Source organism: Fodinibius roseus, assembly GCF_900129315.1.
Classification (GTDB): domain Bacteria; phylum Bacteroidota; class Rhodothermia; order Balneolales; family Balneolaceae; genus Fodinibius; species Fodinibius roseus.
Window position 1 is genome coordinate 198,590 of record NZ_FQUS01000006.1, and the last position, 21,579, is coordinate 220,168.

22 protein-coding genes, 1 tRNA gene and 1 pseudogene are annotated in these 21,579 nt (G+C 46.0%); 10 read left to right on the forward strand and 14 right to left on the reverse strand.

The annotated features are described in order from the left end of the window. The first annotated feature begins 90 nt into the window (after positions 1 to 90). Positions 91 to 258: a hypothetical protein gene (locus tag BUB16_RS21445; RefSeq protein WP_170864318.1), complete on the forward strand. Its 168-nt coding sequence runs from the start codon at positions 91 to 93 to the stop codon at positions 256 to 258. 117 nt (positions 259 to 375) lie between these two features. Here the strand turns inward: BUB16_RS21445 and BUB16_RS07485 are convergent, their stop codons facing one another. After that, positions 376 to 1,227 (reverse strand): dienelactone hydrolase family protein, encoded by an 852-nt coding sequence (locus tag BUB16_RS07485; protein ID WP_084088111.1) that lies wholly within the window; start codon positions 1,225 to 1,227, stop codon positions 376 to 378. Positions 1,228 to 1,544: 317 nt separating this feature from the next. Between BUB16_RS07485 and BUB16_RS07490 the strand changes: the two genes are divergently transcribed. Then, complete coding sequence (locus BUB16_RS07490; protein WP_073061644.1) at positions 1,545 to 2,558, forward strand: hypothetical protein; 1,014 nt, start codon at positions 1,545 to 1,547, stop codon at positions 2,556 to 2,558. Positions 2,559 to 2,757: 199 nt separating this feature from the next. On the opposite strand, the gene BUB16_RS07495 is transcribed toward BUB16_RS07490, so the two are convergent. After that, positions 2,758 to 3,909, reverse strand: coding sequence for a PQQ-dependent sugar dehydrogenase (locus BUB16_RS07495; RefSeq protein WP_084088119.1), 1,152 nt, complete (start codon positions 3,907 to 3,909; stop codon positions 2,758 to 2,760). A 423-nt stretch (positions 3,910 to 4,332) separates the two neighbouring features. Between BUB16_RS07495 and BUB16_RS07500 the strand changes: the two genes are divergently transcribed. Beyond that, positions 4,333 to 4,406, forward strand: a tRNA-Arg gene (locus tag BUB16_RS07500). A 217-nt stretch (positions 4,407 to 4,623) separates the two neighbouring features. On the opposite strand, the gene BUB16_RS22175 is transcribed toward BUB16_RS07500, so the two are convergent. From BUB16_RS22175 to BUB16_RS07515, 4 genes and pseudogenes are all read right to left on the reverse strand, one after another. Continuing rightward, positions 4,624 to 4,899, reverse strand: coding sequence for a transposase (locus tag BUB16_RS22175; protein WP_350354132.1), 276 nt, complete (start codon positions 4,897 to 4,899; stop codon positions 4,624 to 4,626). Then, positions 4,844 to 5,701 (reverse strand): annotated as a pseudogene (locus tag BUB16_RS21925) (IS256 family transposase). The gene BUB16_RS22175 and the pseudogene BUB16_RS21925 overlap by 56 nt, the downstream one beginning before the upstream one ends. Before the next feature lie 536 nt (positions 5,702 to 6,237). Continuing rightward, entirely contained in the window at positions 6,238 to 7,065 is an 828-nt protein-coding gene (locus BUB16_RS07510; protein WP_073061647.1) for a hypothetical protein, read from the reverse strand. After that, a complete protein-coding gene (locus BUB16_RS07515) occupies positions 7,058 to 7,723 on the reverse strand; it encodes a DUF6064 family protein (protein ID WP_073061651.1) in 666 nt (221 codons plus the stop codon). The genes BUB16_RS07510 and BUB16_RS07515 overlap by 8 nt, the downstream gene beginning before the upstream one ends. A gap of 384 nt (positions 7,724 to 8,107) precedes the next feature. Here BUB16_RS07515 and BUB16_RS07520 point away from each other — a divergent pair, with 384 nt between their 5' ends. The 6 genes from BUB16_RS07520 (at position 8,108) to BUB16_RS07545 (ending at position 14,155) form a co-directional block, all read left to right on the forward strand. Continuing rightward, the gene (locus BUB16_RS07520; RefSeq protein WP_073061654.1) at positions 8,108 to 9,109 is read left to right on the forward strand and encodes an NAD(P)-dependent alcohol dehydrogenase; all 1,002 of its coding nucleotides are present in this window, start codon (positions 8,108 to 8,110) and stop codon (positions 9,107 to 9,109) included. Further along, the gene (locus tag BUB16_RS07525; protein ID WP_084088120.1) at positions 9,102 to 9,521 is read left to right on the forward strand and encodes a DUF4386 domain-containing protein; all 420 of its coding nucleotides are present in this window, start codon (positions 9,102 to 9,104) and stop codon (positions 9,519 to 9,521) included. The genes BUB16_RS07520 and BUB16_RS07525 overlap by 8 nt, the downstream gene beginning before the upstream one ends. Positions 9,522 to 9,664: 143 nt before the next feature. Then, a complete protein-coding gene (locus BUB16_RS07530) occupies positions 9,665 to 10,444 on the forward strand; it encodes a helix-turn-helix domain-containing protein (RefSeq protein WP_073061660.1) in 780 nt (259 codons plus the stop codon). Between the two features lie 389 nt (positions 10,445 to 10,833). Then, on the forward strand, positions 10,834 to 11,856 hold the full coding sequence (locus BUB16_RS07535; protein ID WP_073061663.1) for a DUF6268 family outer membrane beta-barrel protein: 1,023 nt from the start codon (positions 10,834 to 10,836) through the stop codon (positions 11,854 to 11,856). 105 nt (positions 11,857 to 11,961) lie between these two features. After that, positions 11,962 to 12,846, forward strand: a complete 885-nt coding sequence (locus tag BUB16_RS07540; RefSeq protein ID WP_073061666.1) for a CPBP family intramembrane glutamic endopeptidase — start codon at positions 11,962 to 11,964, stop codon at positions 12,844 to 12,846. Between the two features lie 58 nt (positions 12,847 to 12,904). Beyond that, the gene (locus BUB16_RS07545) at positions 12,905 to 14,155 is read left to right on the forward strand and encodes a serine hydrolase domain-containing protein (RefSeq protein ID WP_084088112.1); all 1,251 of its coding nucleotides are present in this window, start codon (positions 12,905 to 12,907) and stop codon (positions 14,153 to 14,155) included. A gap of 43 nt (positions 14,156 to 14,198) precedes the next feature. On the opposite strand, the gene BUB16_RS07550 is transcribed toward BUB16_RS07545, so the two are convergent. The 8 genes from BUB16_RS07550 to BUB16_RS07575 form a co-directional block, all read right to left on the reverse strand. Continuing rightward, positions 14,199 to 15,266, reverse strand: coding sequence for a BamA/TamA family outer membrane protein (locus tag BUB16_RS07550; RefSeq protein ID WP_170864319.1), 1,068 nt, complete (start codon positions 15,264 to 15,266; stop codon positions 14,199 to 14,201). A gap of 41 nt (positions 15,267 to 15,307) precedes the next feature. Continuing rightward, the gene (locus BUB16_RS07555) at positions 15,308 to 16,216 is read right to left on the reverse strand and encodes an alpha/beta fold hydrolase (RefSeq protein ID WP_170864320.1); all 909 of its coding nucleotides are present in this window, start codon (positions 16,214 to 16,216) and stop codon (positions 15,308 to 15,310) included. A gap of 124 nt (positions 16,217 to 16,340) precedes the next feature. After that, positions 16,341 to 16,508, reverse strand: coding sequence for a hypothetical protein (locus BUB16_RS21450; protein ID WP_170864321.1), 168 nt, complete (start codon positions 16,506 to 16,508; stop codon positions 16,341 to 16,343). After that, on the reverse strand, positions 16,483 to 18,048 hold the full coding sequence (locus BUB16_RS07560) for a serine hydrolase domain-containing protein (protein ID WP_073061674.1): 1,566 nt from the start codon (positions 18,046 to 18,048) through the stop codon (positions 16,483 to 16,485). Before BUB16_RS07560 ends, BUB16_RS21450 begins: the two co-directional genes overlap by 26 nt. Continuing rightward, positions 18,023 to 18,217, reverse strand: coding sequence for a DUF6544 family protein (locus tag BUB16_RS22385; RefSeq protein WP_350354133.1), 195 nt, complete (start codon positions 18,215 to 18,217; stop codon positions 18,023 to 18,025). Before BUB16_RS22385 ends, BUB16_RS07560 begins: the two co-directional genes overlap by 26 nt. Before the next feature lie 202 nt (positions 18,218 to 18,419). Next, complete coding sequence (locus BUB16_RS07565) at positions 18,420 to 18,872, reverse strand: hypothetical protein (protein ID WP_073061677.1); 453 nt, start codon at positions 18,870 to 18,872, stop codon at positions 18,420 to 18,422. After that, positions 18,859 to 19,737 carry a hypothetical protein gene (locus BUB16_RS07570; protein WP_073061680.1) on the reverse strand — a complete coding sequence of 293 codons (879 nt, stop codon included), beginning with the start codon at positions 19,735 to 19,737 and terminating at the stop codon, positions 18,859 to 18,861. Before BUB16_RS07570 ends, BUB16_RS07565 begins: the two co-directional genes overlap by 14 nt. Before the next feature lie 273 nt (positions 19,738 to 20,010). After that, positions 20,011 to 20,220, reverse strand: coding sequence for a PAS domain S-box protein (locus tag BUB16_RS07575; protein ID WP_170864322.1), 210 nt, complete (start codon positions 20,218 to 20,220; stop codon positions 20,011 to 20,013). A 405-nt stretch (positions 20,221 to 20,625) separates the two neighbouring features. Here BUB16_RS07575 and BUB16_RS07580 point away from each other — a divergent pair, with 405 nt between their 5' ends. Continuing rightward, positions 20,626 to 21,501: a hypothetical protein gene (locus BUB16_RS07580; protein WP_139240225.1), complete on the forward strand. Its 876-nt coding sequence runs from the start codon at positions 20,626 to 20,628 to the stop codon at positions 21,499 to 21,501. Positions 21,502 to 21,579: the final 78 nt, after the last annotated feature.

Here is a 21,579-nt window from a genome sequence, read left to right on the forward strand (position 1 = left end):
AGAGGCCATTGAAGACCAGAATTTTTGTCCAAGGGGAAGATTGAAAACGCAGCATGCAACCATACGTAAGAATTTCAACCAGCCCAAAAAATGACACTGGAAAAAGCCGGTTTTACAATGTCCTCTGTAAATAATATCAGCTTAGCACGTTATAAAAATGTTTTTTGTCGTTGTTCCATTCAAAAAAGTAAAAAAAAGTTTTATCAAGATGGAATAGAGCCGCAAGCTCTTCCGGAATATAGTTCAATCCTGAATTAAGAAGCCTGATGACCGATAGAAAGCCGATCCGGGCGCGGCGCTGGATAACATTATTTTCGACCGTGAGTAGACCAGGAAGTAATATCCTACTTTGCACTGGGCCCGATTTTGTGGCACCTACTTCAAATATTCCGCCAGAAAATCCACCGTTTTCTGCCAGGCGTCCTCGGCAGCTTCCGCGTTGTAGCGGGTGCCCGACGGGTTGGCAAAGGCGTGGCCGGCCCCCTCATAAATATGGATGTCGTTGGTGACACCCGCTTCCTCAAGCGCCCCCTCAAAGGTTTTTACCTCTTCCGGCGGGATACCGTTATCTTCGGCGCCGAAGATCCCCAGCACCGGCATATCGAGGGTGGACAACTCCCCGGCATCCGTGACCAGCCGGCCGTAATAGATGACCGTCGCATCAATGGCCTCCGGCATCGCCAGCGCTGTCTGCAGCGACCATCCGCCGCCAAAGCACCAGCCGATGGTCCCGACCTTCTCAGCTCCCTGCTGCCCGGTGAGATAGCGGTAGGCCTGATCCAGGTTATCGAGCGCTTCATCCTCATTGACCGAGCGGGCATAGGTGCCGGCGCTGTCGGGCGACTCGGCCACTTTTCCTTTATACAGATCTACCGCCAGGGCCGTGTATCCCTCCCCGGCCAGCTTGTCGGTCATCATCCGGATATTGTCATTCAGTCCCCACCACTCGTGGATCACGATCAGGGCGGGACCGCCTTCCGCGGCTCCGTCCGGCGTGGACAGGTATCCGGTGATCTCCTTTCCATTGACTGTGGCATACGGTACCTCTTCGCCCGACACCGCTATCCTGTCCGGATTCTCCGACTGGGTTGCGGCATTGGCGACCGGACGGTCGCCTTCATGTTCTTTGTCCATGCGGTCGATGTACTCATCACTCTCCCCTGAGCTGCAGGCCATAGCCAACAGCACCAGACTAATGGCCCAGCAAAGCATCCAAATTTTTTCCATAATCCCGTGATTAATTGCGGTTGATTCTTCAATGTATAAAATATTGGGGAGAAAGTTATATCACAATCTTGAGCCCTTTTTACGGGATTTTACGTATATATGAGTGGCTATTGGGAATCGGGGTACAGTCACCGGTATGATCTCTTCTCCGCTGGTACCGGAAGGGAGAGAGATCCTTATTTATTTGAGTTACGCATATATATAAGGGGAGAAAAGATGAAAGTACCGTTCCCCCCTCAGGCAGAAAGGAGCGGCCGGACCATTAGCTAAGTATCAGCACCCTAAACAAATCATCACTATTAATATAACTTTACGGTATGGACTTTGATTTTAAAAAAGCGGAACAGGCCCTGGATAACTTATCTTTTTCCGACCGGCTGAAATCAGTCGGGCATCTCATTAAATACACGTTTACCATTATCGGGGAGGATGAGGATATCATCAAGCCCTGGATCCGCATGCTGCTCTATAACCTCGTGATGGTCAGCGGACTGTTCTACGCCTGGCTGGGCTGGTGGTATGATCTCCCGCTTGAGGGGTGGGGACTCTTTGTCGCGATCGTCCTCTTCATCTACAAGTATTTTTATTACAACAAGCAGGAGATGCGGATGAGCCACATCGTCTACGAAACCATCATCGGCAACGATCCCTCCTACCAATCAGCCGTGGCGGCCTGTAAGCCGATACAGTCGCAGATCCGGAAAATCGCCTGGCTGGATATCGGCATGGCCTTCATTAATAAAGCCAAAAAGACGGGCGGGGGATTCCTGATGACGCTCATCCGGTTTTTCATTGCCGGGATTGAAGAGGTCTGGGACCTGGTCAACCACTACCTGCTGCCCTCCGTGGCCGTCGACCGGCTGGACATCAAACCGGCCGTCAAAAAGATGAAAAAGCTAAAAAGCCAGGTCCCCGAATCGCTGGTCGGGGTCTTCGGCATCGACTTCCTGGGCAGCGTGACGCGGCAGATCGTGGTACCGATTTATATCGGGTTGGCTATTATATCGGTTGGCCTGGGCGTATGGCTGTCCGGTTCCCTGCCCTCCACCGAAATCCAGGGTTCTGAGGTTCCCACCGACTACTGGTTTACCACCCTGCAGTTCAGCTGGGTGCCCGTGATTATCGCCCTGTGGATCGGTAAGCTGATCAGCAGTCTCGTTGCCCGAACCGTGACCGGGGTCAAGGTAATCTACTTCACCATCTTCTATACCAAGATCACCCACCCGGATCGTATTATGGGGAAGCTGCAGGACGACCTGGTCGATTACCTCAAACTGAAGGAAGTGGACGAGGTTAAAGACCTGGACAAGCAGGGGACGGAGGAGGAGTAAGCCCGCCTCCGCATCCAGCTCAAAGGTGTCAAGGGTCAGGACTATTCAGCACTGGGGAATACTGTTGATCCTCAAAAAAGAGAACCGCCCCGCGAAAAGCAACGCTTTAACTCATGAATGTAACACACTGATATCGCTTGTGGCAAGGGGCGCAATATGATCAAAATAGCCAATAGGCTCACTGGTCAATAGGCCCCATTTACTCATCCGGCACCAGGCGCTGGATGCCGTTGCCCTCGGTGGCTACATAGATATAACCATCGGGACCCTGCCGGACATCGCGCACCCGCCCGATATCCTCAAACAGGATCTCCTCTCCTGTAATGACACCGCCCTCTACACGGCACAACACGAGGTAGCTGAACTTCAGGGAACCCACCAGGAGATCGCCCTGCCAGCCGGGATAGGTATCGCTGGTTACAAACGCCATGCCCGAAGGAGCAATGGAAGGAACCCAGTACCACTCGGGCTGCTCCATACCCGCCCGGGCCGTATCCTCCGTAAAAGAAGTGCTGTCATAGTTGATACCGAAACTGATCTCCGGCCACCCGTAATTTTTAGCCGGCTCAATACGATTCACCTCATCGCCGCCGCGGGGACCGTGCTCGTGGGTCCATATGCTACCGGTCCCGGGCTGCCGGTCCATTCCCTGCGGGTTGCGGTGCCCGTAGGAGTAGATCGCCTCTTTGGCATTTTCCTCGCCCACAAAGGGATTGTCATCCGGCACCGTCCCGTCATCGTGCAGGCGATAGATCTTGCCGCCGTCTCTGGTAATATCCTGGGGATTTTCGTCGCGATTGCCCCGGTCGCCCACGCTAAAATAGACGTATCCTTCCTCATCAAAGCTGATGCGGCTGCCGAAATGCTGGCCCTTTTCCGTATTCGGCTCCGCCTTGTACAGCACCTCCTTGTTCACCAGGCTGCTGCGATCCTCACTCAGCTGTGCGCGCAGGAGGGACGTATTTGCTCCTTCTCCCGGCCCTTCCATGCTGGAGTAGGTGATATAGATCCACCCGTTTTCCCCGTACTCCGGGTGCACCGCAATGTCCAGCAATCCTCCCTGCCCGTTGGCCCAGACTTCCGGCACGCCTTCCAGCGACGCCTCCGATCGCTGCCCGTCGCTGACCAGATAGATCTCCCCCTCGCGGTTGGTCACCAGCATCGTCCCGTTCGGAAGCCACGTCATGCCCCACGGCAGCGGGATATCATCCCCGCTGACGATCGTTTCCGTCGTGTATTCCCGGGGCGTTTCGAGTGCCGCTTCGCCCTGCCCCTGTTTTTCCGCCTCTTCTGAAGCACCGCCACACCCCGCCAACAGCAGAAATAAAAAATAGATAACCGGTTTATTCATCATCGTGTTCATTATGCAATACCTGATTTTATAATTAGCCCTAAACATTTATGAGCGCTAATATGCGGTTTTTATCGTATGGTTGCCAATTATTTATGTTATTTATGCGGGGGCCGTAAATACTGATGGGCCCGGCTGGAGACTAATAGCGTCCCTCGACATTTTATATTTATATTGGCACTTACATTTTGGCAAAAGCTGCTTATTTCCCGGAATTAAATAAGTTTTTAAGCCTGAAAGCTTGTAATTTACCGTTTGAAGCGAGATATTTACGGCCTTTGCGTTCGCAACCCGGTAGCATTGTTACAGGGACCCAGGAGGATCTTGAATCAGCACATTGCTGCCGACCGGCTACCCTGAAAACATTATCGGGACGGATGCTTTGATACGAGATGGATAAATATCACATTGTTATTGTTTCCTGCGCCCGTAGCTCAACTGGATAGAGCGTCTGACTTCGGATCAGAAGGCTGAGGGTTCGAATCCTTCCGGGCGTACTTTCTATAAGCCCTTATCTGTCATACAGATAGGGGATTTTTTATTTTGGTGAATAGCCTCTCTTTTGGTAGTATCCCATTTAGTGTGTCTGGGGCTCCTTGCAATAGATTAGGAAGCTAATACAATTCTGGTACTATTTCATCTGTAAATAGTCCTCTGGAAATAGCTTTTTGTCGTAGTTCATTTTAGGGAGCCTTCGGACAAAGGCTTTTTTATTCATGGCCACATTACCCAGCAGCACAATAACCGACTGGTCCCCCGGTATGCTGGCTGAGTCCGCAAGACTCTGCGGAAGTCTCTGTTAAGCCGCTCAATCCAATTGGTTGTATAGATCATTGAGCGAATCCGGTAATCAAACTGCAGGTAGGTAAAGCCGTTGCGATAGCTCTGATCACCCCTTAGTTTCTTGAAGGATCGATAGCGATGGCCCCATTTCTCACACATCGCCAGCCATCGTTTCCATCCGGCCCGGGGGGTTATCTTCGGGAGCATCGGTGCGGAATACCTGTCTCAGATCCTCGGCCAACTCCGGTTTATCGCCCGCTCGTACCCGGGCCAGCAGGTTCCGTTTAATGTGGGTGGTACATCGCTGCAGAGGCGTGCCGCTAAAGCTGGCAGACAGAGCGGATTCTAGTCCCATAATACCATCCGCTACCACCAAGCCTATCTTTCGGGCGCCCCGCTGACGAAGCACCTGCAGCTGTAGCTTCCATCCTGTGGCGCTCTCGCTGGGCATATGAGCGATTTCCAGCACCTCCCGACGTCGCTCGGGGGTCAGCCAGAATCACGTAGAAGGCTTCCATGGCTACGCTCTGCCGGCGTACCTTCACGTGAATGGCATCACCGGGTAATACGTCTCCAGGGGTCGCTCCAACCACTCCGATACCTCCTGGCGCATCCAGCGGGTCCCCCGGGAGACCGATGAGGGGCTGTAGTGGCGCCCGTAGAGCTCCTCGAAGACCTGGCCAACCTGCGCCTGGGTCAGCCCTTGTCCGTACAGGGCGCTGACCATCCGATCAGTTTCCTCCTGCTGGGCCCGAAGCAGCGCCAGAACCTTTGGATAGAAGTTTCCATTGCGGTCTCGAGGGATGCGCAGCTCCGGGAGTTTGCCTTTGCCGTAAACCCGCCCGGGTCGGAACCCATTGGCTTTGTTGCCGGTCTGCCCGTTTAAATGCTCACTTCGTTCAGCTTTCATCAAAGCGTTAAGGGTCATTTCCAAGACCTCATTAAGTCCGTTTTCTTGTTTTAGGTGGTTGCCAATAAGCGTGCGTAGTTGCAGATTACTAATCTTCATGGGGCCTTCTTGTGTCTGGGTTCTTGGTTTAGTTTTGACGCTTCCAAACCTACACAAGGAGGCTTTCTTTTTCTACACTACAGACACACTTTTTGGGACACTATCGGACTAATACCGATATACTATTATGTATCAGTTAATCTGATATCAATGTTTTCTTTCGTTATCAAATTAATATTAAAAAAGCCCCCTACCAGTTAAGATAGGAGGCTTCTACCGTGTGGTTGCCTTGGTCGGCTATTCTGTGTAAAGAGGGATTAAAATTTGTGTGATTGGCTTCGTTCGTACAGTTCACCAATTACAAAATCCTGTAGCTCAAGAGCGATGCCAGGGCCTGTTTATCATTGGTGTGTGGATACATGATATAGTCAACAATATCTCTTACGGCATCAAAATACTGTCGCAGGTATTCCCCTCTTACATGATACATTGCACCTTCAACGCTTAAACCTTGCCTGCCTGAAGAATTGTCAATGACCTTTATGTAAAGTATCTCGTTATCACAAAGGTATTGAGAAATGCGTTCTTTGTAATCCTCATAAACACTTGTTTCTTAAAAATTTACGTTCTAAGTAGACTAAAACTAATACCGTTCCAAATGCAGTGAAGAATAATGGATATTGCGGTTCGGAAAAATATTCAATTTGTCCAGTTTTAGCTAAAGCATCTGCTATTCCATACATAGCAAAGAAATTGTGAAAAATGATCGTACCATATATTTCACGAACCAGAAAATAAAATATTCCTGTGGCTACACCTATCCCTGTTAATAGTAACACCATAGAAAGTGTATTAAAGGGGGGACTGTGGGCATAGTGATAAAGTCCAAAGATGACAGCTGAAGACAGAACTACAAAGATGGCCATAACTGCTGTAGGAAAGTCTCTACTGATCCATTCAATAGCACCCCCAAAAACTACCCAACAAACCATAACCTCAGCAGTCGATACCACAAATACTTGGGAAAAGACATTTGCGAGAACAACGGGTTCCAACGTCGGTGGACCCTGAAGTACGAATATAAAAAATCCCAGGATTGTACCTGTTATAACACCAATTAAGGTTCTGCGTGTATCCCTGAATCCAAATCGTTTCAGTTTGACATCGACTTTCTGAACAAAGTAACAGAGAGTTATAATTGTCCCTATGACTCCAATCAGTACATTGGCGATTAGGGTATAGACCAGTCTATCATCTACTGCTTCTGGGCGATTAAAAGTAAGAATCCTTCCCTCAAGCAAATAGGTCGTACCTGTCCATATTAAAAATAGGATTACAACTACCAAAAATATTTGGGTAGAAGATGTTGGAGAATCTGAGAAATTGGAGTTACGTACTTGTTTGTTTTGTATGTCTTCACCCATAGGCTGTTTCTAAACCATCCCTAGTTCGATTACGATATACGAGCATCGATATGGCGATGATGCCAGCTACAAGTAATCCAATGTCTTCTCTTATTCCGAGTTTGATAGCTGCGGTGAAACCTATAACAGACCATATGCCAGGAATGATAAGCAGCCACCATGGTGCGTGTTGTCGCGTCCAGAGTAGGAGGCCAAAAGTGAATATGGTTGTGGGACACGGGGCAACCCCGAATACAGGGGAGCTGGGGTAAGTATGACCAAGAATCGCACCAATTATCGGATATATTACCATTGCATACACAATAAGAATAGCTCCAATAATACCGTATGCATCGTTCCTGTAGCCAAAGTTTAACTCATTTCGTAAGAAACCAAAATACGCAAACAATAGTCCCTGTAGTAAAAAAATAGCTCCAAAAAGGAACGCAGCCTGATTTATCTGACTGAAGAATGTGATGTGGTAGGCCATCCCCATCCATATCCACATTCCAAATAAGATAAGACTGTTAACTTTGTTAGCATATGATTGCCACCATACTGACAAACCTATGGAAACGAGACCTAAAACATATGCTACAACCTGCATTGGCCAGATTGCCAAATTGTATTCTCGAAATACCTGAAGGAATTGCTCAGTTGTAAATGGTAGGTCTACCATAATATCCCCACTATATATTCTTATTTACATACAAATAATAAATTATCCCATTTTCTATATTAAGTTGATTTTAGGAAACTGATTGTGGGGAAAAACCTTATTATGCTATTTGTTCGAAGTTCTGTATAACGGCCTGCGGTTTAACCGGCTTGGCCTTATGGGCAAATAAGGTAATTAAAAATTGGGTATTTCTGTGAGTATAAGAATTTTGATATGGCAAATGGCGGCCAAGTCCACGTTCAAACCGCTGTTAGGCAATTCATCAGTTCTTCAGTGGCATCCTGGTCCATTTATCATGTTTTTTATGATCATATTACCAGTTGTTGAAAAGTAGAAATTGGATTAATATCCATTTCTTAAAACGACCAACAACACAGGACAAAAATGAAAGCTGCAGTATATGAAAGGTATGGAGATCCAGAGGTGGTGCAGATACAAGAAATTGAAAAGCCAATCCCTGGAGATGATGATATTCTCATCAAGGTAATCGCTACCACGGTAAGTGCGGTGGATAGCATATTTAGAAGGGGTAATAAAATGTTTCCCAGATTGGCCACTGGAATTGTGCATCCCAAAATACCTGTTCTTGGCACCGAGCTGTCGGGCGTTGTGGAATCAGTCGGAAAAAAAGTCCATGAGTTCAGCCCAGGTGACCCGGTGATTGCTGATAGCGGGACGAACTACGGAGCACATGCGGAGTATTTAGTAATCTCTAAAAAGGATCCGGTCATATTGAAACCAAACAATCTCTCTTTTAAAGAAGCGGCCGCAGTTACCTATGGAGCATTAACAGCACTCGCGTTTCTGCGAGACAACGGGAAAGTACAATCCGGACAGAAGGTCTTGGTTCTCGGGGCCTCGGGCAGCGTTGGGAGTTACGCGATTCAGCTTGCCAAACATCTGGGGGCTGAAGTGACTGGCGTTTGCAGCAGTGGAAACGTCCAGCTTGTCAGAACCCTGGGGGCCGATCGTGTGATCGATTATAAAAAGGAAAGCGTGACGGACCAATCCGGCCGTTGGGATGTAATTTTCGATACCGTCGGTAAATACTCCTTCCCGGAATGCAAACATATGCTCACAAACAAAGGGTTATACTTAACCACTGTATTGAGCTTTGCCATACTCGGCCAAATGGTGATGACCTCTGTTTTAAGAGGCAAAAAAGCAGTACTAGCCCTGACCGGTTTAAGACCGGCGGAACAGAAAAACAGCGATCTGGCCTTCATCAAAAATTTAATTGAAAAGGGAGAACTGCATCCGGTAATTGATCGGAGTTATCCTCTGGATGAAATTTCCAAAGCATACAGCTACGTGGATAGTGGCCGAAAAAAAGGCAACGTGGTCATAACTGTTGCACTTGAGGGAGGAAGAAAATACCATGGATAACCCCCTAAAACAGAAAGCACGGCTGGCAGGGATACTATACTTGGTTATTATCATCTGTGCCGGGTTCAGCGAAGGGTATATCCGGCAGTCTCTCATTGTCCCGGGAGATGCTGGTGCGAGCGCTGCCAACATACAGGAATCTGCTCTACTCTGGCGATTCGGACTGGCTGGTGATCTGATTGCTTTTATGTGTGATGTGGGAGTATCTATTCTACTCTATCAGTTGCTGAAACCGGTCAGCCATACGCTTTCCCTGATCGCGGCTTCGTTCCGGTTGATCGCCCATCCGGCTATTGGGAGCCTGAACCTGCTCAACCACTATCTCGCACTGAACGTGTTGCAGCATCCTGGGTACCGAGAAGTGTTCGGGCCGGAACAGCTGGCACCATGTGAAACGCTGGGTAACACGTAAGGAAAACAGGACATAGAGATAAAGCAGTGGTCCGTGTAGCAAGGGGAGAGGATGATGAATCCCGGCTAAACTGGGGTAAGTTTCCCAGTATCCCTGTAAATGGATAAAATAGCTAAAGAGGTGTATCCCAAAAATGAACATCAATGGTGAATAATGGGTTAGGGGATAGTTACTCATTTTTTATCACATTTTCGCTGGTGGCCTTCCTTACTTCGGGTGTTGGATATGCCATTACTTCGTACCAAATGTTGAATCGCTACCAAGATTTCACCAAGCATAATTTTTCTTTTCGGAAATCAATTGACTTGAACTGGCTCAAACACTTTATCTGGGGGATCGGGCTAATTTTTGTTATAGCAATAACATTTGCAGTTTCCCAAGAATGGTTGGGAATCAATTTTGGTTTTAATACAGACATCATTTTCTATTCCTTAATCATACTTTTCATCTTTTATGTTGGTTATTCAGGGATTATTCATCAAGGAACTTTTTCCGTCAATAAGAATTCAAATCAACTCGCCGAGCCTAAAACTTCAGGTGAATACAACCATTCTGGTTTAAAAGAAGTAGATGCATTATATTATCATCGGCATCTTACCGAAATCATGGAAACCCAAAGACCGTACTTGGAACCAAAGCTTTCACTAAGTACACTCGCAGACTATCTCGACATATCTCCGAACCACCTCTCCCAAGTCATTAATCAATATGAAGAAAAAAATTTCTATGATTATGTAAATGAGTACCGGATTGAGGAGTTTAAAAGAAGAGCTCTCAAACCAGAAAACAGCAATTACAGTATACTGGCTATTGCTTATGATTCTGGTTTTAATTCCAAATCCTCATTTAACCAAGTTTTCAAAAAGATGGTCGGCCAAACCCCCTCTCAATATTTGAATACTCGCAAGGTATCCACTTCATAACCGATACTTCGTCTTACTCCTTTGCTCTTAGGGTAGTCTGACTTTCTGCACTGTCCAGCTTTGCTTTTATTCGAGGAAATGATAATTCCATTCACAGCTATATACTGATTTGCCAAAAAGTTGAGGTTCTATCAAATATATAGGTCCAGCCCTATCACTCTGGACGCCTAATACGTTCACCCCTACAGGTTAGGACGATACATAACTGGTTGACTTTGATATTGTAACAAAAAGTCAACAATCCAATGGTACAAAAATCCAGATTCAAAGCCGGTAAAATTATCGAAATTTTGGGTTTTACAATACTGGTAATAGTCAGTATAGCAGTAATGGCTGTGGTTATCTGGATCAATTGGATGAAGTAACTCTAACCAATAGTCCCTCCAATCATGAACCAAATAAAAACCCTTCTACTTTCAACAGTGAGTACCTATCTATGGACTCCTAAAAAAAAGAAAGGATCGGCCTATAAGAACCTGTCAGGTATTTTACTTATTGGCTCTTCACTTTTATATACCCAACCTGTACTTGCTCAACTAAGACCGAGCTTATCATTCGGGCATGAGACATGGCCCTCAATGTCGGTTTCAAATTTAGAGCTTGACCAAACATATAACCAAGGTCTAGACGATCTTAAGGTTTGGACAGATACCAGGTTTATACGCGGATCATATCCTATCATAATGCAAGGTGGACTAATGTTTTTAGATGTCCAGCCCGGATTTCAGCGAATTGAGTTCAGACATGAAAATTGGACTGAAGAATTACCACGTCCTACCGATGCTTATATCATTGATCTTAATATTATAGTTCAGCGTCAACTGAAAAATCGTTGGTCGCTACTTGGTCAGGTTACTCCGGCAATAAAGTCAGGGCTGGAAGAAAAGCTGGCAGGACAAGACTTTGCTATTGAAGGTGCATTTCTTGCCATTCGACAAGCAAATGAACGTTTCGCATTTGGCTTTGGTGCTGCTTACTCAACAAACTTCGGTGCTCCGATTCCCATTCCTTTGTTACAATTTGATTACCAAGCATCACTCTGGGCCGGGGGACCTGCATGGCGAGGCAACGCCTTACTGCCATCAAGTATTGAAGCATGGGTCATTCCAACTCGACGGGTGGAAATTGGCATACAATTGCAATCACTGGGTGATCGTCACCACATAACAGAAATAGGAACTGTTCCTTTAGATAAACCTTACTCAGACTACTTTGATACCGTTCTGGGTCCATCTGTCATTGTTTATCTCACCCCATGGTTAAATCTAAATGTAGAGTCCGGAATTTCTATATACCGTCAAATGCAAATAACTGATGGCAGGAATGAAGTTATCAAATTTGAGCCTGATCAGGCAGGCTTCCTGCGCTGGAAGTTTACAGTTGGAGGTCAATCACCATTAAGAGATGAGTAAAAAAATATTATCTGGAATAGCTTAAAAAGCTAGTATGATGAATTACGGCATACACTGAATAACATAATGAACATCATAACTTTAGTATTTTCGAGGCACTGAAAAATGAAACACTCAAAGAACCCCTCCACAGATTCGTTTACGATTTCCTCTATTATCCCATTTCTGATCATTACATTTGGTATAGCATGGGGAATTATTGCATTATACATCTTCCTGCCGGATCAAATGGCTAGTGTCTTTGGTCAATTAACAGGAGAGCATCCCTTGTTCTATCTTGCAACGTATGGGCCTGCAATTGCTGCACTGACTATCGTTCTATATAAAACTGGACTTAAGGGCACCAAACGGTTTCTCAGTCGCCTCTTAATGTGGCACGCCCCTGCTGCTTGGTATCTATTTCTAATTCTTGTTGTTCCAGCTCCCTTTTACATTGGAGCCGCCATAAAAGGGCTTCCTTTAGCCGAAATGTTCCCTGTTTCATCATTAGGTACCTATCTTGTGGCTCTCTTCATGTTTGCTATAAAAGGTCCGATCGAGGAAATAGGATGGAGAGGATTTGCGCTTCCTCTATTGCAGCGCAAAATGTCACCACTTTGGGCGGGACTCCTAATTGGTATCATTTGGGGATTTTGGCATCTGCCCGCCTTCCTATTAAGTGGGACTCCACAAAGCGCCTGGTCTTTTTCTGATTTTTTTATCGGCACCATTGCGCTCAGTATCATCGCAACGGCCCTTTACAACGCTTCTCGCGGTAGTATCTTGCTCCCAGCCCTATTCCACCTTCAAGTTATAAATCCGCTCTGGCCTGATGCCCAACCCTATGACACGATTCCATTTGTTATTGTTGCTATCCTGGTTGTTTGGCTGAATCGGGAAACAATGCTCAAGAAGAATGGCGGTGTTACAGCGATTCTACTGCCACTAAAATCTAAGGAGAATGAAATGAAAGAGGTAAAAAATAAACGACCGGTATCCCACAGAACATGACCACATCGAAAGATAAAGAAATCATGATATGGTACTTTAAAACAAAAATTTGATCAATATGGATTACCAAAAAGAAACTTACATTCGGCTGAAATCCTCAGGGATATTTCAAAATGTCCTGTTTATTCTGACGGCCGGAATTTTCTTTCTAGCTTGGAATTCACCGAGTCAATACGAGAAAAATGCAGAAGAAGTATCAATCACCACAGGTAATATTAGTCTGAGGGATGTATTCCAAGAAACCCTAGATTCGATGCGTGTGAGCTATGATCTTCCCGGTGCTACAGCCGCGTACGTGTTGAAAGACGGCACAGCAGGAGTTGCCGCTTCAGGATTTGCTGATGTAGAAGTGGGTACTCCCATGACCCCTAAATCTCGTATGCTGGCAGCAAGTATCGGGAAAACTTTTGTAGGAGCGACTGCAGTTTCATTAGCAGATGAAGGCGTGTTGGATCTGGATGTTCCAATAGTTCGGTGGTTAGGTGACAGATCATGGTTTACCCGTCTTCCGAATCACGATAGTATAACATTGCGCCATTTGCTCACCCATCGATCGGGACTTCCTAATCATGTTTATATGGACGAATTTGCAGCCGAAGCCTCCCGGAGATGGCGTGCACAAAATCTTCCGTTTCCACCGGACTCACTGGTTCAGTTTATATTGGATAAGCCCCCATTATTTGAGGTCAGTGAAGGTTGGGCGTATACAGATACGGGCTTTATACTTGTCGGCATGATCATTGAACAGGCAACTGGCCGGGGCTATTATGCTCTTATTGAAGAACGATTTCTGATTCCGCTCAATTTAAAATTCACAAGTCCCTCAAACACCCGAGTTCTATCAGGACTCGCATCCGGATATGCAGCTGAGAACGCATTCGGATTTCCAGAAAAAACAACAACATCAGAGGGTGAGATGGTTTGGCATCCTGGCATAGAATGGACAGGGGGCGGCTTAGTCAGCACCTCAAGTGATTTGGCCCGGTGGGGAGCATATCTGTTTGGGGGAAAAGCTTTATCAGGAGAGGCTCTCAATCTGCTGCTTGACTCTAAGCCGATTGATTCAAGCAACCCAAAAGTTCAATACGGTATGGGAGTTGCTATCTATCAGGATGGGCCTTACGGCAGGGTCTATGGACATGGTGGATGGATTCCTGGATATAGCTCCAGTCTTCGTTTTTATGAAGATTATGGTGTTACAATCGCATTTCAGATCAACACCGATATTGGAATTGTAGAAGATACCAGCTCGGTGGTACAAACCATGGAATCCCGGCTGGCTGAGATAGTGCTATCATCGAAGCAATAAATAATTATCAGAAACTATTATACTTTGTTTAACAACATTTAGGTTAAAACGCCTCTCCAAATTGCAGATAAAATCCAGTGGATTCCTTACTTATGCCGAAATCAATGCGCACATTCGTTGGATCGTCTTTATTGATGTTAAAACGCAAGCCGGCACCGGCCGTCCACTTGTAGTTATCTAGCGAGAAATGCTCAAAGCGGTTCCAAACCTCCCCGTTTGCAGCAAAAACCGTGAAGCCGAACCTGCCGATGGCATGCTGTCGAAGTTCTGCCTGTATCTGGGCGGCATTTTGATCCCGGTACCTACCGCTGTAATATCCACGATTAATACGATCGCCCCCCATGGTTGCCAAATCATTGAAGGGCGGGTTTCCCGAATGAAGCGTAACCAGACTCTGCATTGCAAGTACGGTCCGGCTATTGCCTGACAATTCCAGGTATTTTCGCGCATCCAACTCATAGAGCGTATAAGATTCAGTACTGCCCAACCAGTCCGGGTTCCCCATAATTGTGAATTGCACAAAATGATTTCGGGTAGGCATCATGTTACTGTTTCGGCGATCCCAGCGCGTTATCCAGCCAATCCCTGCCGTTGTGCTCCCACCCGCACCACTGACATCTGGCGGAGCTATTCGTTCTCCATCGCTATCTTCAAACGACACGTTATAAAGCTTGGACAAGCGTACCTGGGGCCCAACAAAGAATCCCGGCTCTATTTGCCGCAACAGGTTCTGTTCCAGATTTACCTGGGTATAGAGCGAGGTCACCTCATCCGTCTCGCTACTAGAGGGGCCTACTCCCCAGTAGCTTTCCGGGAAGTAATTGACAAAATAGTTGCCGTTCAAGGTCCAACTTTCTCCCGGCAAAACAATATCAGGAAGTACGCTAAAGAGGATCTGATTCTTTACAGTATAGATCGCTGAGGTAAACACGCTTGAGGAGCGGGTTTCGGGGCCAGCTGCACCAATTTTAAACTGGGGAACAACCACTGCCCCAAACAGGAATCCCGTCTCAGGGCTTGATCCTATGGCCGGTAAAAAAAGAAGCTTGTTTTTGTATTCGGGCAGAACAACCAAGGTACTGTCCTGTGCACTCAGAGAAGTAAGTGACAAAAGTTGAAATGCGGTTAAGAGGAAAGCTATGATGACAGATTTCATGGTATGGGCCGCTCCGTTTGTTGTTTTACGCGAACTACCTCACGGTTGAACTTCTCCGGTTCTGCGATAAAAGGAGTATGGGCAGAATTTGTAAACCGCACCAGGTATTTCCCTTGGGGAGCATCCAAAAAGTAATAATACGCTTTCACCAGCTGGTTCGGAGTATTATAATCTTTCTCCCCGGTAAAAAAGTATACCGGAATACGCAGTGAGTCGACTGAAGAAAACAGGTCAATATCTCTGGTCTCTTCCCACATTGGCCCGCTGCCCCTGTTTGCCCCTTTGAACCACTTTATATAATCGGTTAGGGTATATTCGCTGGCCCCAAGTGATTTCCACAGCAGTTGGGTAAAGCCGGCATCCATGCCCCCGCCAAAAGAATCCACCATTTTAATGAAGCGGACAAAACGATCGTGATCATCAAAAGGTGGACCACCGAGCCTGTCCAATGCTTTTATTTCATCCCGGGAACCACTTTTCTGAACCTTTTCCTGTAGCCAGCTCCATGAAATACTATCGGCTCTTGCAGGATCCACGACCTGCGATACCGATATGAAAGTCTCATAATCATCAGGATATTCTTTCACAACGTGGATACCGAGAAGCGTACCCCAGGAGTGTCCCAACAGATAAATTTGATCTTTATCAAACCTCTTTTTCAGATATCTCGTCAGCTCATGAGTATCTTCGATGAAGCGATGAAGCGTCATCGTTTCTTCCCTGAATTCAGGGGTATTGGACTTGCCTGCACCACGTTGGTCCCAGTGTACCACAATAAATTCCTTTTCGAGCTCCTTGGTATAGGCATGATGAACCGGCATTTGTGCCGATCCCGGTCCGCCATGTAGCCAAAGTAAAACAGGGTGGTCGTTATTTTCGCCCCTGATTAAAAGCCATTGTTGCATTCCACCAATCTCGAGGGATAGTAAATCTGCAACAGAGTTTGGCGTAGGTATGGATTCTGTACGCGCTCCACAACTTGATAAGAGTTCAAAGGTCAATAAATATGCGACCCATTTTACTTTCATTTTATTTAGGAAATTTAATTTTACGTTTAACCATCTCAGCTTTTAATTTTTCAGGAATATCACGGCACTTGCATTGTTTCGCGTGTTCGATATGCCACTCGATACGTTGGTCAATAGTAGGATTTTTGGGCATCGGGTGCTTCTTATGCCAGTTTTCGTTTATTTTCATTTCTTTCGTGATTTAAATTGGATAGTTGATCGTTACTGAGAACCGGTAGCAGGGCAGAGCACAAAAGGGTCAGGGATAAAAACAGCAGTACCCATCCTAACCAGATGGCCCCTACCGGGAATACAGACGTGATGAATAGATAATCCTGGCTAACGGACCATATAAGAATGGTAAGTATGGCTACTCCTGCAGCTAGCTCTGTGACTCTGATAATAGGAGCTTTACCTGGAGTAATCTTCAGCTTTCTGTAACCGGTAATAATTCCATAGAAAACCTGGCCTGCCCGCCAAAACGTAACAAGCAAAACCAGCCCGATGATGATTCTCAAGCCGGTTACAACCTTGATGATCCGGCCAAATTTTACGGGCCCAAAGCCCGTCCAACGCGACCAATCATTTAATACCTGTGCTATAAATGGCCAGCTGCGCTGACTGTTGGAAAAAATCACAATACCGTCACCTGTTTCTGGAATAACATGAAAGTGGGTCATCCAGCCATGTCCTTGCCCGCCGTGCCACACCGCCTTTTTGCCATCCGGCAACGTTTCAATAAAGTGTCCGAAGCCATAATCGTCTGCCACAAAGCTAAAAATACCCGAAGTATTGATCTGTGGGGTTTGGATATCTTGAATACTTTCCCTATTCAGGACTTTAGGCTGCCGTTTATTGCCCTGAGCCATCCCGGCAATCGCAAAGCGAGCGATATCTTCAACCGTTGAAAACAAACCGCCGGATGCCTTGTAAGGATATACATACGGAGGAACAGAATTGCCCTGTAGGTCATATCCCATGGGCACCCTTGAGGACCACTCTTCATCCCAGTCAAAACTTGAGTTATGCATGCCAAGTGGGATGAGCAGCTCATTCGCCATATAATCGTTAAAATCGCGTCCCGTCACCTCTTCGATTACCAATTCCAACAGGTTAAACCCGGGATTGGAGTATTCGTAGGTTGAACCCGGTTCATAGGTTAGCTGTACCTCTTCGCTAAGGTATTGCCGCAATGAGGGTTTCTCGCTACTGGGCGAATATTCCTCACCAAGTGAGCCGAGTGGTATCCCGGCACTATTGCTTAAGAGTCTTCGGATGGTTACCTCATCCAGATTGTATTCCGATTCAGGCAGGGACCAATTACCAAGGTATTGTTTGACAGGATCATCCAGGTTTATCAGGCCACGCTCTACTAGCTTCATCACGCCCCAGGCTGTAACTGACTTTGAGATGGATTCTGTCCTGCAGACAGCGTCAATAGTCAGCTTCTTTTGCTGCTCAATATCAGCGTAACCATAGGCATTGGACCATACTAAATTCCTATCCTGGATGAGTGCAATGGAAGTACCGGGTATGTCGTACCTATCCATTATTGTCGATATACGTGCATCCAATTGTTGGGTGAATGTTTCCAGAGTTGCTTTCTGTGTCCCCTGATGATTGGAACAAGCAAAGCTTACTAAGAATATGATCGAATAAACAAGCAACAAAGAAAACACCTTTCTTGCCCATATTTTCATAAAGCTATTGAAACCATTCCATCTCATCATAAGTGTAATTTATCTGCTCCAGATCTATTTTGGCACAGGTAGATTTCCCATCCGATTTATGCCAAACCGCTTCTCCGTGTGATGCTACTTTCCTGTCTTTATAATCACGATAATTGCTTAATGGGGTTGTCCATTTGTAGTTAGGGTGCAGGGAATAATACTGGACCAAGGTCTAAATTCGATAGCAGCAATATTTTCAACAGCACAACCCAGGCTTATATAAAGAGCATGATTGTCGCTGTCCACCACTGGCAACGCGCAACTGAAGTCAGGATGGATCTCGATTTCATTATCTTCAATCGTGAAGTACCAAGGCTGAGTATTGTGACCCGATGGTGCTTTTATCCCGTATTCTACTAACTTTTTCTAAATCAATTGTTGGTTTCATTATGAATAGGTTTTGATTTTAGTATTTTCCGTACAGCCGATAGTTGGGTTAAAATCAACAATGCGACTCCGACCAATCCATAGACAAGCTGAAGCGGTGGTTCGGGTTCATAGCCGATCATGGCTATTTGCACCCCGATCCATATAATCAACGCCATACTTACCAATATAGCTCCCGGCCGCGCCCACATTTTTCGCTGCCACGAGCCGACGAATACGATCATCGGAAAGATCCCCAGAATAGAGAAAAGTATGATGCCGGGAATCAGAAAATCTTGAAAAGGTGAACTCTCTAGAAGGGCCATTGGAATCTGCAGTAAATTACCGGTGGGATCCATTAGTAAAGCGGTCCCGCCATAGAGTCCACTTGCTGACTGAAAAAAAAGTAAAGTCAGAAGCGCATAAAAACTGATAGGCCTTTTGTCAGGCGTATTCATGAGCTGGCTCCCTGATATTTTTAAAAATAAGAATCGAGCAGATAATCGAGACCACCCCAAAGAATGGAATAATTACGATTGCCGGCATAATGTTTTGTCCAAGCATTCCCATGGCTACAACTTTTGCGGTCAGGGCTGTCATCAATATCGAGAGGAAGATGAAATATACGGGGGTAAGCAAATACCCAAATGGTTTTCCCCGGATAAACAACAGCCCGGAAACAAATGAGAGCGGCAACAGCAAACCGAGGTCCAATCCTTGTACAATTAACGTTGTGTAATGCTCCACTTGGCCAGGGATGATCGATCCGTCCAGCAGGGGCGGAACAACTACCTGCATCCACATGAGTCCAATTGCTATGCTGTTGAATATCAGAAATCCGCCAATAAATTTTACCGGTGTGCTTTCGCTGAATCGCTCAGAAATACTGGGAAGGTCGAACGAAAGTAACGCTTGGGCAAAGGCAAAAAAAGTGGTGCCAAGTAGTGTGACGTAAACCAAAAACAACACGTTGTACATTCCCATCACAAGGTAGAACAGGTAAGTTACCAGAAAATAGGCCAGCGTGCCTGCCAGAAGGAACCGGCCTTTCATAGAACCACTGCGTGCCCAAATTAGTGATAGTATCAATAGTGGCACTCCGACAAACAGGGTTACATAATCCTGGGCAATGCCCTGTGGAGCAACATCCTGCGACATATGTTTATAGAGTCCTTTCCCGTAAACAGTCACCGTTTCCCCTCTTACCGTTTCGATGTCATACGGGCCGGGACCACCGGTCGAAAAAATGCCCGTTGATGCCGCGACAACTGCCAGAATTATTATGATTGAGGATAAAAGAGTTATGGATTTTCGGTATTTCATAATAGTTCAGCAATTATTACTGCAGTTACTTATATATACAGAAAATATTGTGCCAATGTACTATCCTCTCATTTATTTAATGGGACTCTATTTAAGGCATGTTGCTATTGCAATCTTGCAATAAAGCCAAGCGTAATTTCGCAAATTTACATCCACTTACCGCCGGTAAGAATATTATTACACACTGAGATAGTGGGGGACTATCTGAGCCGCAGATACTGGTCTCGTCATTGACTATTATCAAGCAAACCTGTTAGAAATAGAATCTTTAAATCATTCCCCCGTTAAAACCAATATATGCTCCCCTTCAGGTGCGCCGGGGAAATCAGAAAACAAGGTGAACGAGAGCATCTCTTCCCGCGAATACCCATGGCTATCGGCCATGGCCTGATTGACCTTTTGTATTGAATAATCCTCTGGATCATACACCCAAATAGGAATGGGATTATCACGGAAAAACTGATCGAAATTTCTAATCTCCATAATCTGCCCCCGCATCTTAGAATGGCGTTACCTGAGTTTTCAATATTCCTTAAAACGATAAGAAATTCAACTAATGGTCAGCCTTGATCGGCTGATCTTTTCTTATTCTTAACTGTTTTAGAAATACATTAAAAAAAAGTAAACAAATCAGACAGAGTTTAGTTTATACATCCCGTATTACCGACTATTCATGGTATTGTAGGTAATAACTGCAATAAAATTGCAAGCTTTCGCTAAGCTATCCGTACCCACTAAACCCCGATTGTTTAAATAAAATAAATGAAATCCCGATAGTTTAATTTAACCATATGTTAAAACCCGAGAGCTTAAAAGGCATGTAACTTTTTCGCAGTTCAATCGTCTTACATACGCTGTTTAATGATCACCTGCAATTTTTTATACGCTATGAAATTAACCGACCTACGCTCTTTCACTACGCTTTTTGCATTACTGGCATTCTTAATTACCGGTTGTGACACAACGAGTACCAACACGGAACCGGAAAAAGGAGAGGGAACAGTTGAGCTGCAATTTAAAACGGTTTCCGGCAGTTCCACTGCTAAGACCGCTTCATCGGGCACCATTGCCTCCACGCACGATTCGCTCACCATAAAGGGCACCAACGGGACCTTACAGGTTGATGATATTCGTTTTATCGTTTCAGAATTTGAACTGGAGCCCGCAGATACAGAAGGGGACTCTGAGGAGATCGAGGAGTTTGAATCGCAACCCTTTTTTGTTGACCTGCCCCTCGGGGAAGAGACACTCAGCCTTGCCAACAGTCAGGTCCGGGCCGGTTTGTATGAAGAACTGAAATTCAAGGTTGAGGACCTGGATTTCGATGAGGCGGAAGATGAAGAAAAAGAGGAACACCAGGCCCTGGCCGATTCCATCCGTTCCGGGTTTTCTGACTGGCCGGATGAAGCCAGCATGGTATTAACAGGTACGTTTACCTCCACGGATGGCCAGCCACAATCGTTTAAAGTTTTTGCCAAGGCCGAAATTGAGATTGAGCGGGAATTTAATCCGCCGCTTGAGGTGACTGAGGATAATATACAGCAAGTTGTTTCGGTTCGCATCAATCCCGCAAAGTGGCTGGAAAACGAGGATGGCTCCGTCCTTGATCTCAGGCAGTACGACTGGAATGAACATGAGGAGCTGATAGAATTCGAAGTTGAGTTCGAAGACGGCGTAGAGGAGATCGAAGTGGATGACGATGATTTTGAAGACGACGATGAGGAGGACGAAGACGATGACGATGATAATGAAGACGATGATTAACTTGTATCTTATAGAAGCCTTTGAAAAAACAGGATTTTGTTCAAGGTTAAAGCCCCAGGGAGGTTGCCCTCGCAGCAT

Coding starts and splice junctions, on each gene's coding strand:
- BUB16_RS21445 (WP_170864318.1), top strand. CDS start 91: ATGACACTGGAAAAAGCCGGTTTTACAATGTCCTCTGTAAATAATATC.
- BUB16_RS07485 (WP_084088111.1), bottom strand. CDS start 1,227: ATGGAAAAAATTTGGATGCTTTGCTGGGCCATTAGTCTGGTGCTGTTG.
- BUB16_RS07490 (WP_073061644.1), top strand. CDS start 1,545: ATGGACTTTGATTTTAAAAAAGCGGAACAGGCCCTGGATAACTTATCT.
- BUB16_RS07495 (WP_084088119.1), bottom strand. CDS start 3,909: ATGAATAAACCGGTTATCTATTTTTTATTTCTGCTGTTGGCGGGGTGT.
- BUB16_RS22175 (WP_350354132.1), bottom strand. CDS start 4,899: ATGCTCCCGAAGATAACCCCCCGGGCCGGATGGAAACGATGGCTGGCG.
- BUB16_RS07510 (WP_073061647.1), bottom strand. CDS start 7,065: ATGGGTGAAGACATACAAAACAAACAAGTACGTAACTCCAATTTCTCA.
- BUB16_RS07515 (WP_073061651.1), bottom strand. CDS start 7,723: ATGGTAGACCTACCATTTACAACTGAGCAATTCCTTCAGGTATTTCGA.
- BUB16_RS07520 (WP_073061654.1), top strand. CDS start 8,108: ATGAAAGCTGCAGTATATGAAAGGTATGGAGATCCAGAGGTGGTGCAG.
- BUB16_RS07525 (WP_084088120.1), top strand. CDS start 9,102: ATGGATAACCCCCTAAAACAGAAAGCACGGCTGGCAGGGATACTATAC.
- BUB16_RS07530 (WP_073061660.1), top strand. CDS start 9,665: ATGGTGAATAATGGGTTAGGGGATAGTTACTCATTTTTTATCACATTT.
- BUB16_RS07535 (WP_073061663.1), top strand. CDS start 10,834: ATGAACCAAATAAAAACCCTTCTACTTTCAACAGTGAGTACCTATCTA.
- BUB16_RS07540 (WP_073061666.1), top strand. CDS start 11,962: ATGAAACACTCAAAGAACCCCTCCACAGATTCGTTTACGATTTCCTCT.
- BUB16_RS07545 (WP_084088112.1), top strand. CDS start 12,905: ATGGATTACCAAAAAGAAACTTACATTCGGCTGAAATCCTCAGGGATA.
- BUB16_RS07555 (WP_170864320.1), bottom strand. CDS start 16,216: ATGCAACAATGGCTTTTAATCAGGGGCGAAAATAACGACCACCCTGTT.
- BUB16_RS21450 (WP_170864321.1), bottom strand. CDS start 16,508: ATGAAAATAAACGAAAACTGGCATAAGAAGCACCCGATGCCCAAAAAT.
- BUB16_RS07560 (WP_073061674.1), bottom strand. CDS start 18,048: ATGATGAGATGGAATGGTTTCAATAGCTTTATGAAAATATGGGCAAGA.
- BUB16_RS07565 (WP_073061677.1), bottom strand. CDS start 18,872: ATGAATACGCCTGACAAAAGGCCTATCAGTTTTTATGCGCTTCTGACT.
- BUB16_RS07570 (WP_073061680.1), bottom strand. CDS start 19,737: ATGAAATACCGAAAATCCATAACTCTTTTATCCTCAATCATAATAATT.
- BUB16_RS07575 (WP_170864322.1), bottom strand. CDS start 20,220: ATGGAGATTAGAAATTTCGATCAGTTTTTCCGTGATAATCCCATTCCT.
- BUB16_RS07580 (WP_139240225.1), top strand. CDS start 20,626: ATGAAATTAACCGACCTACGCTCTTTCACTACGCTTTTTGCATTACTG.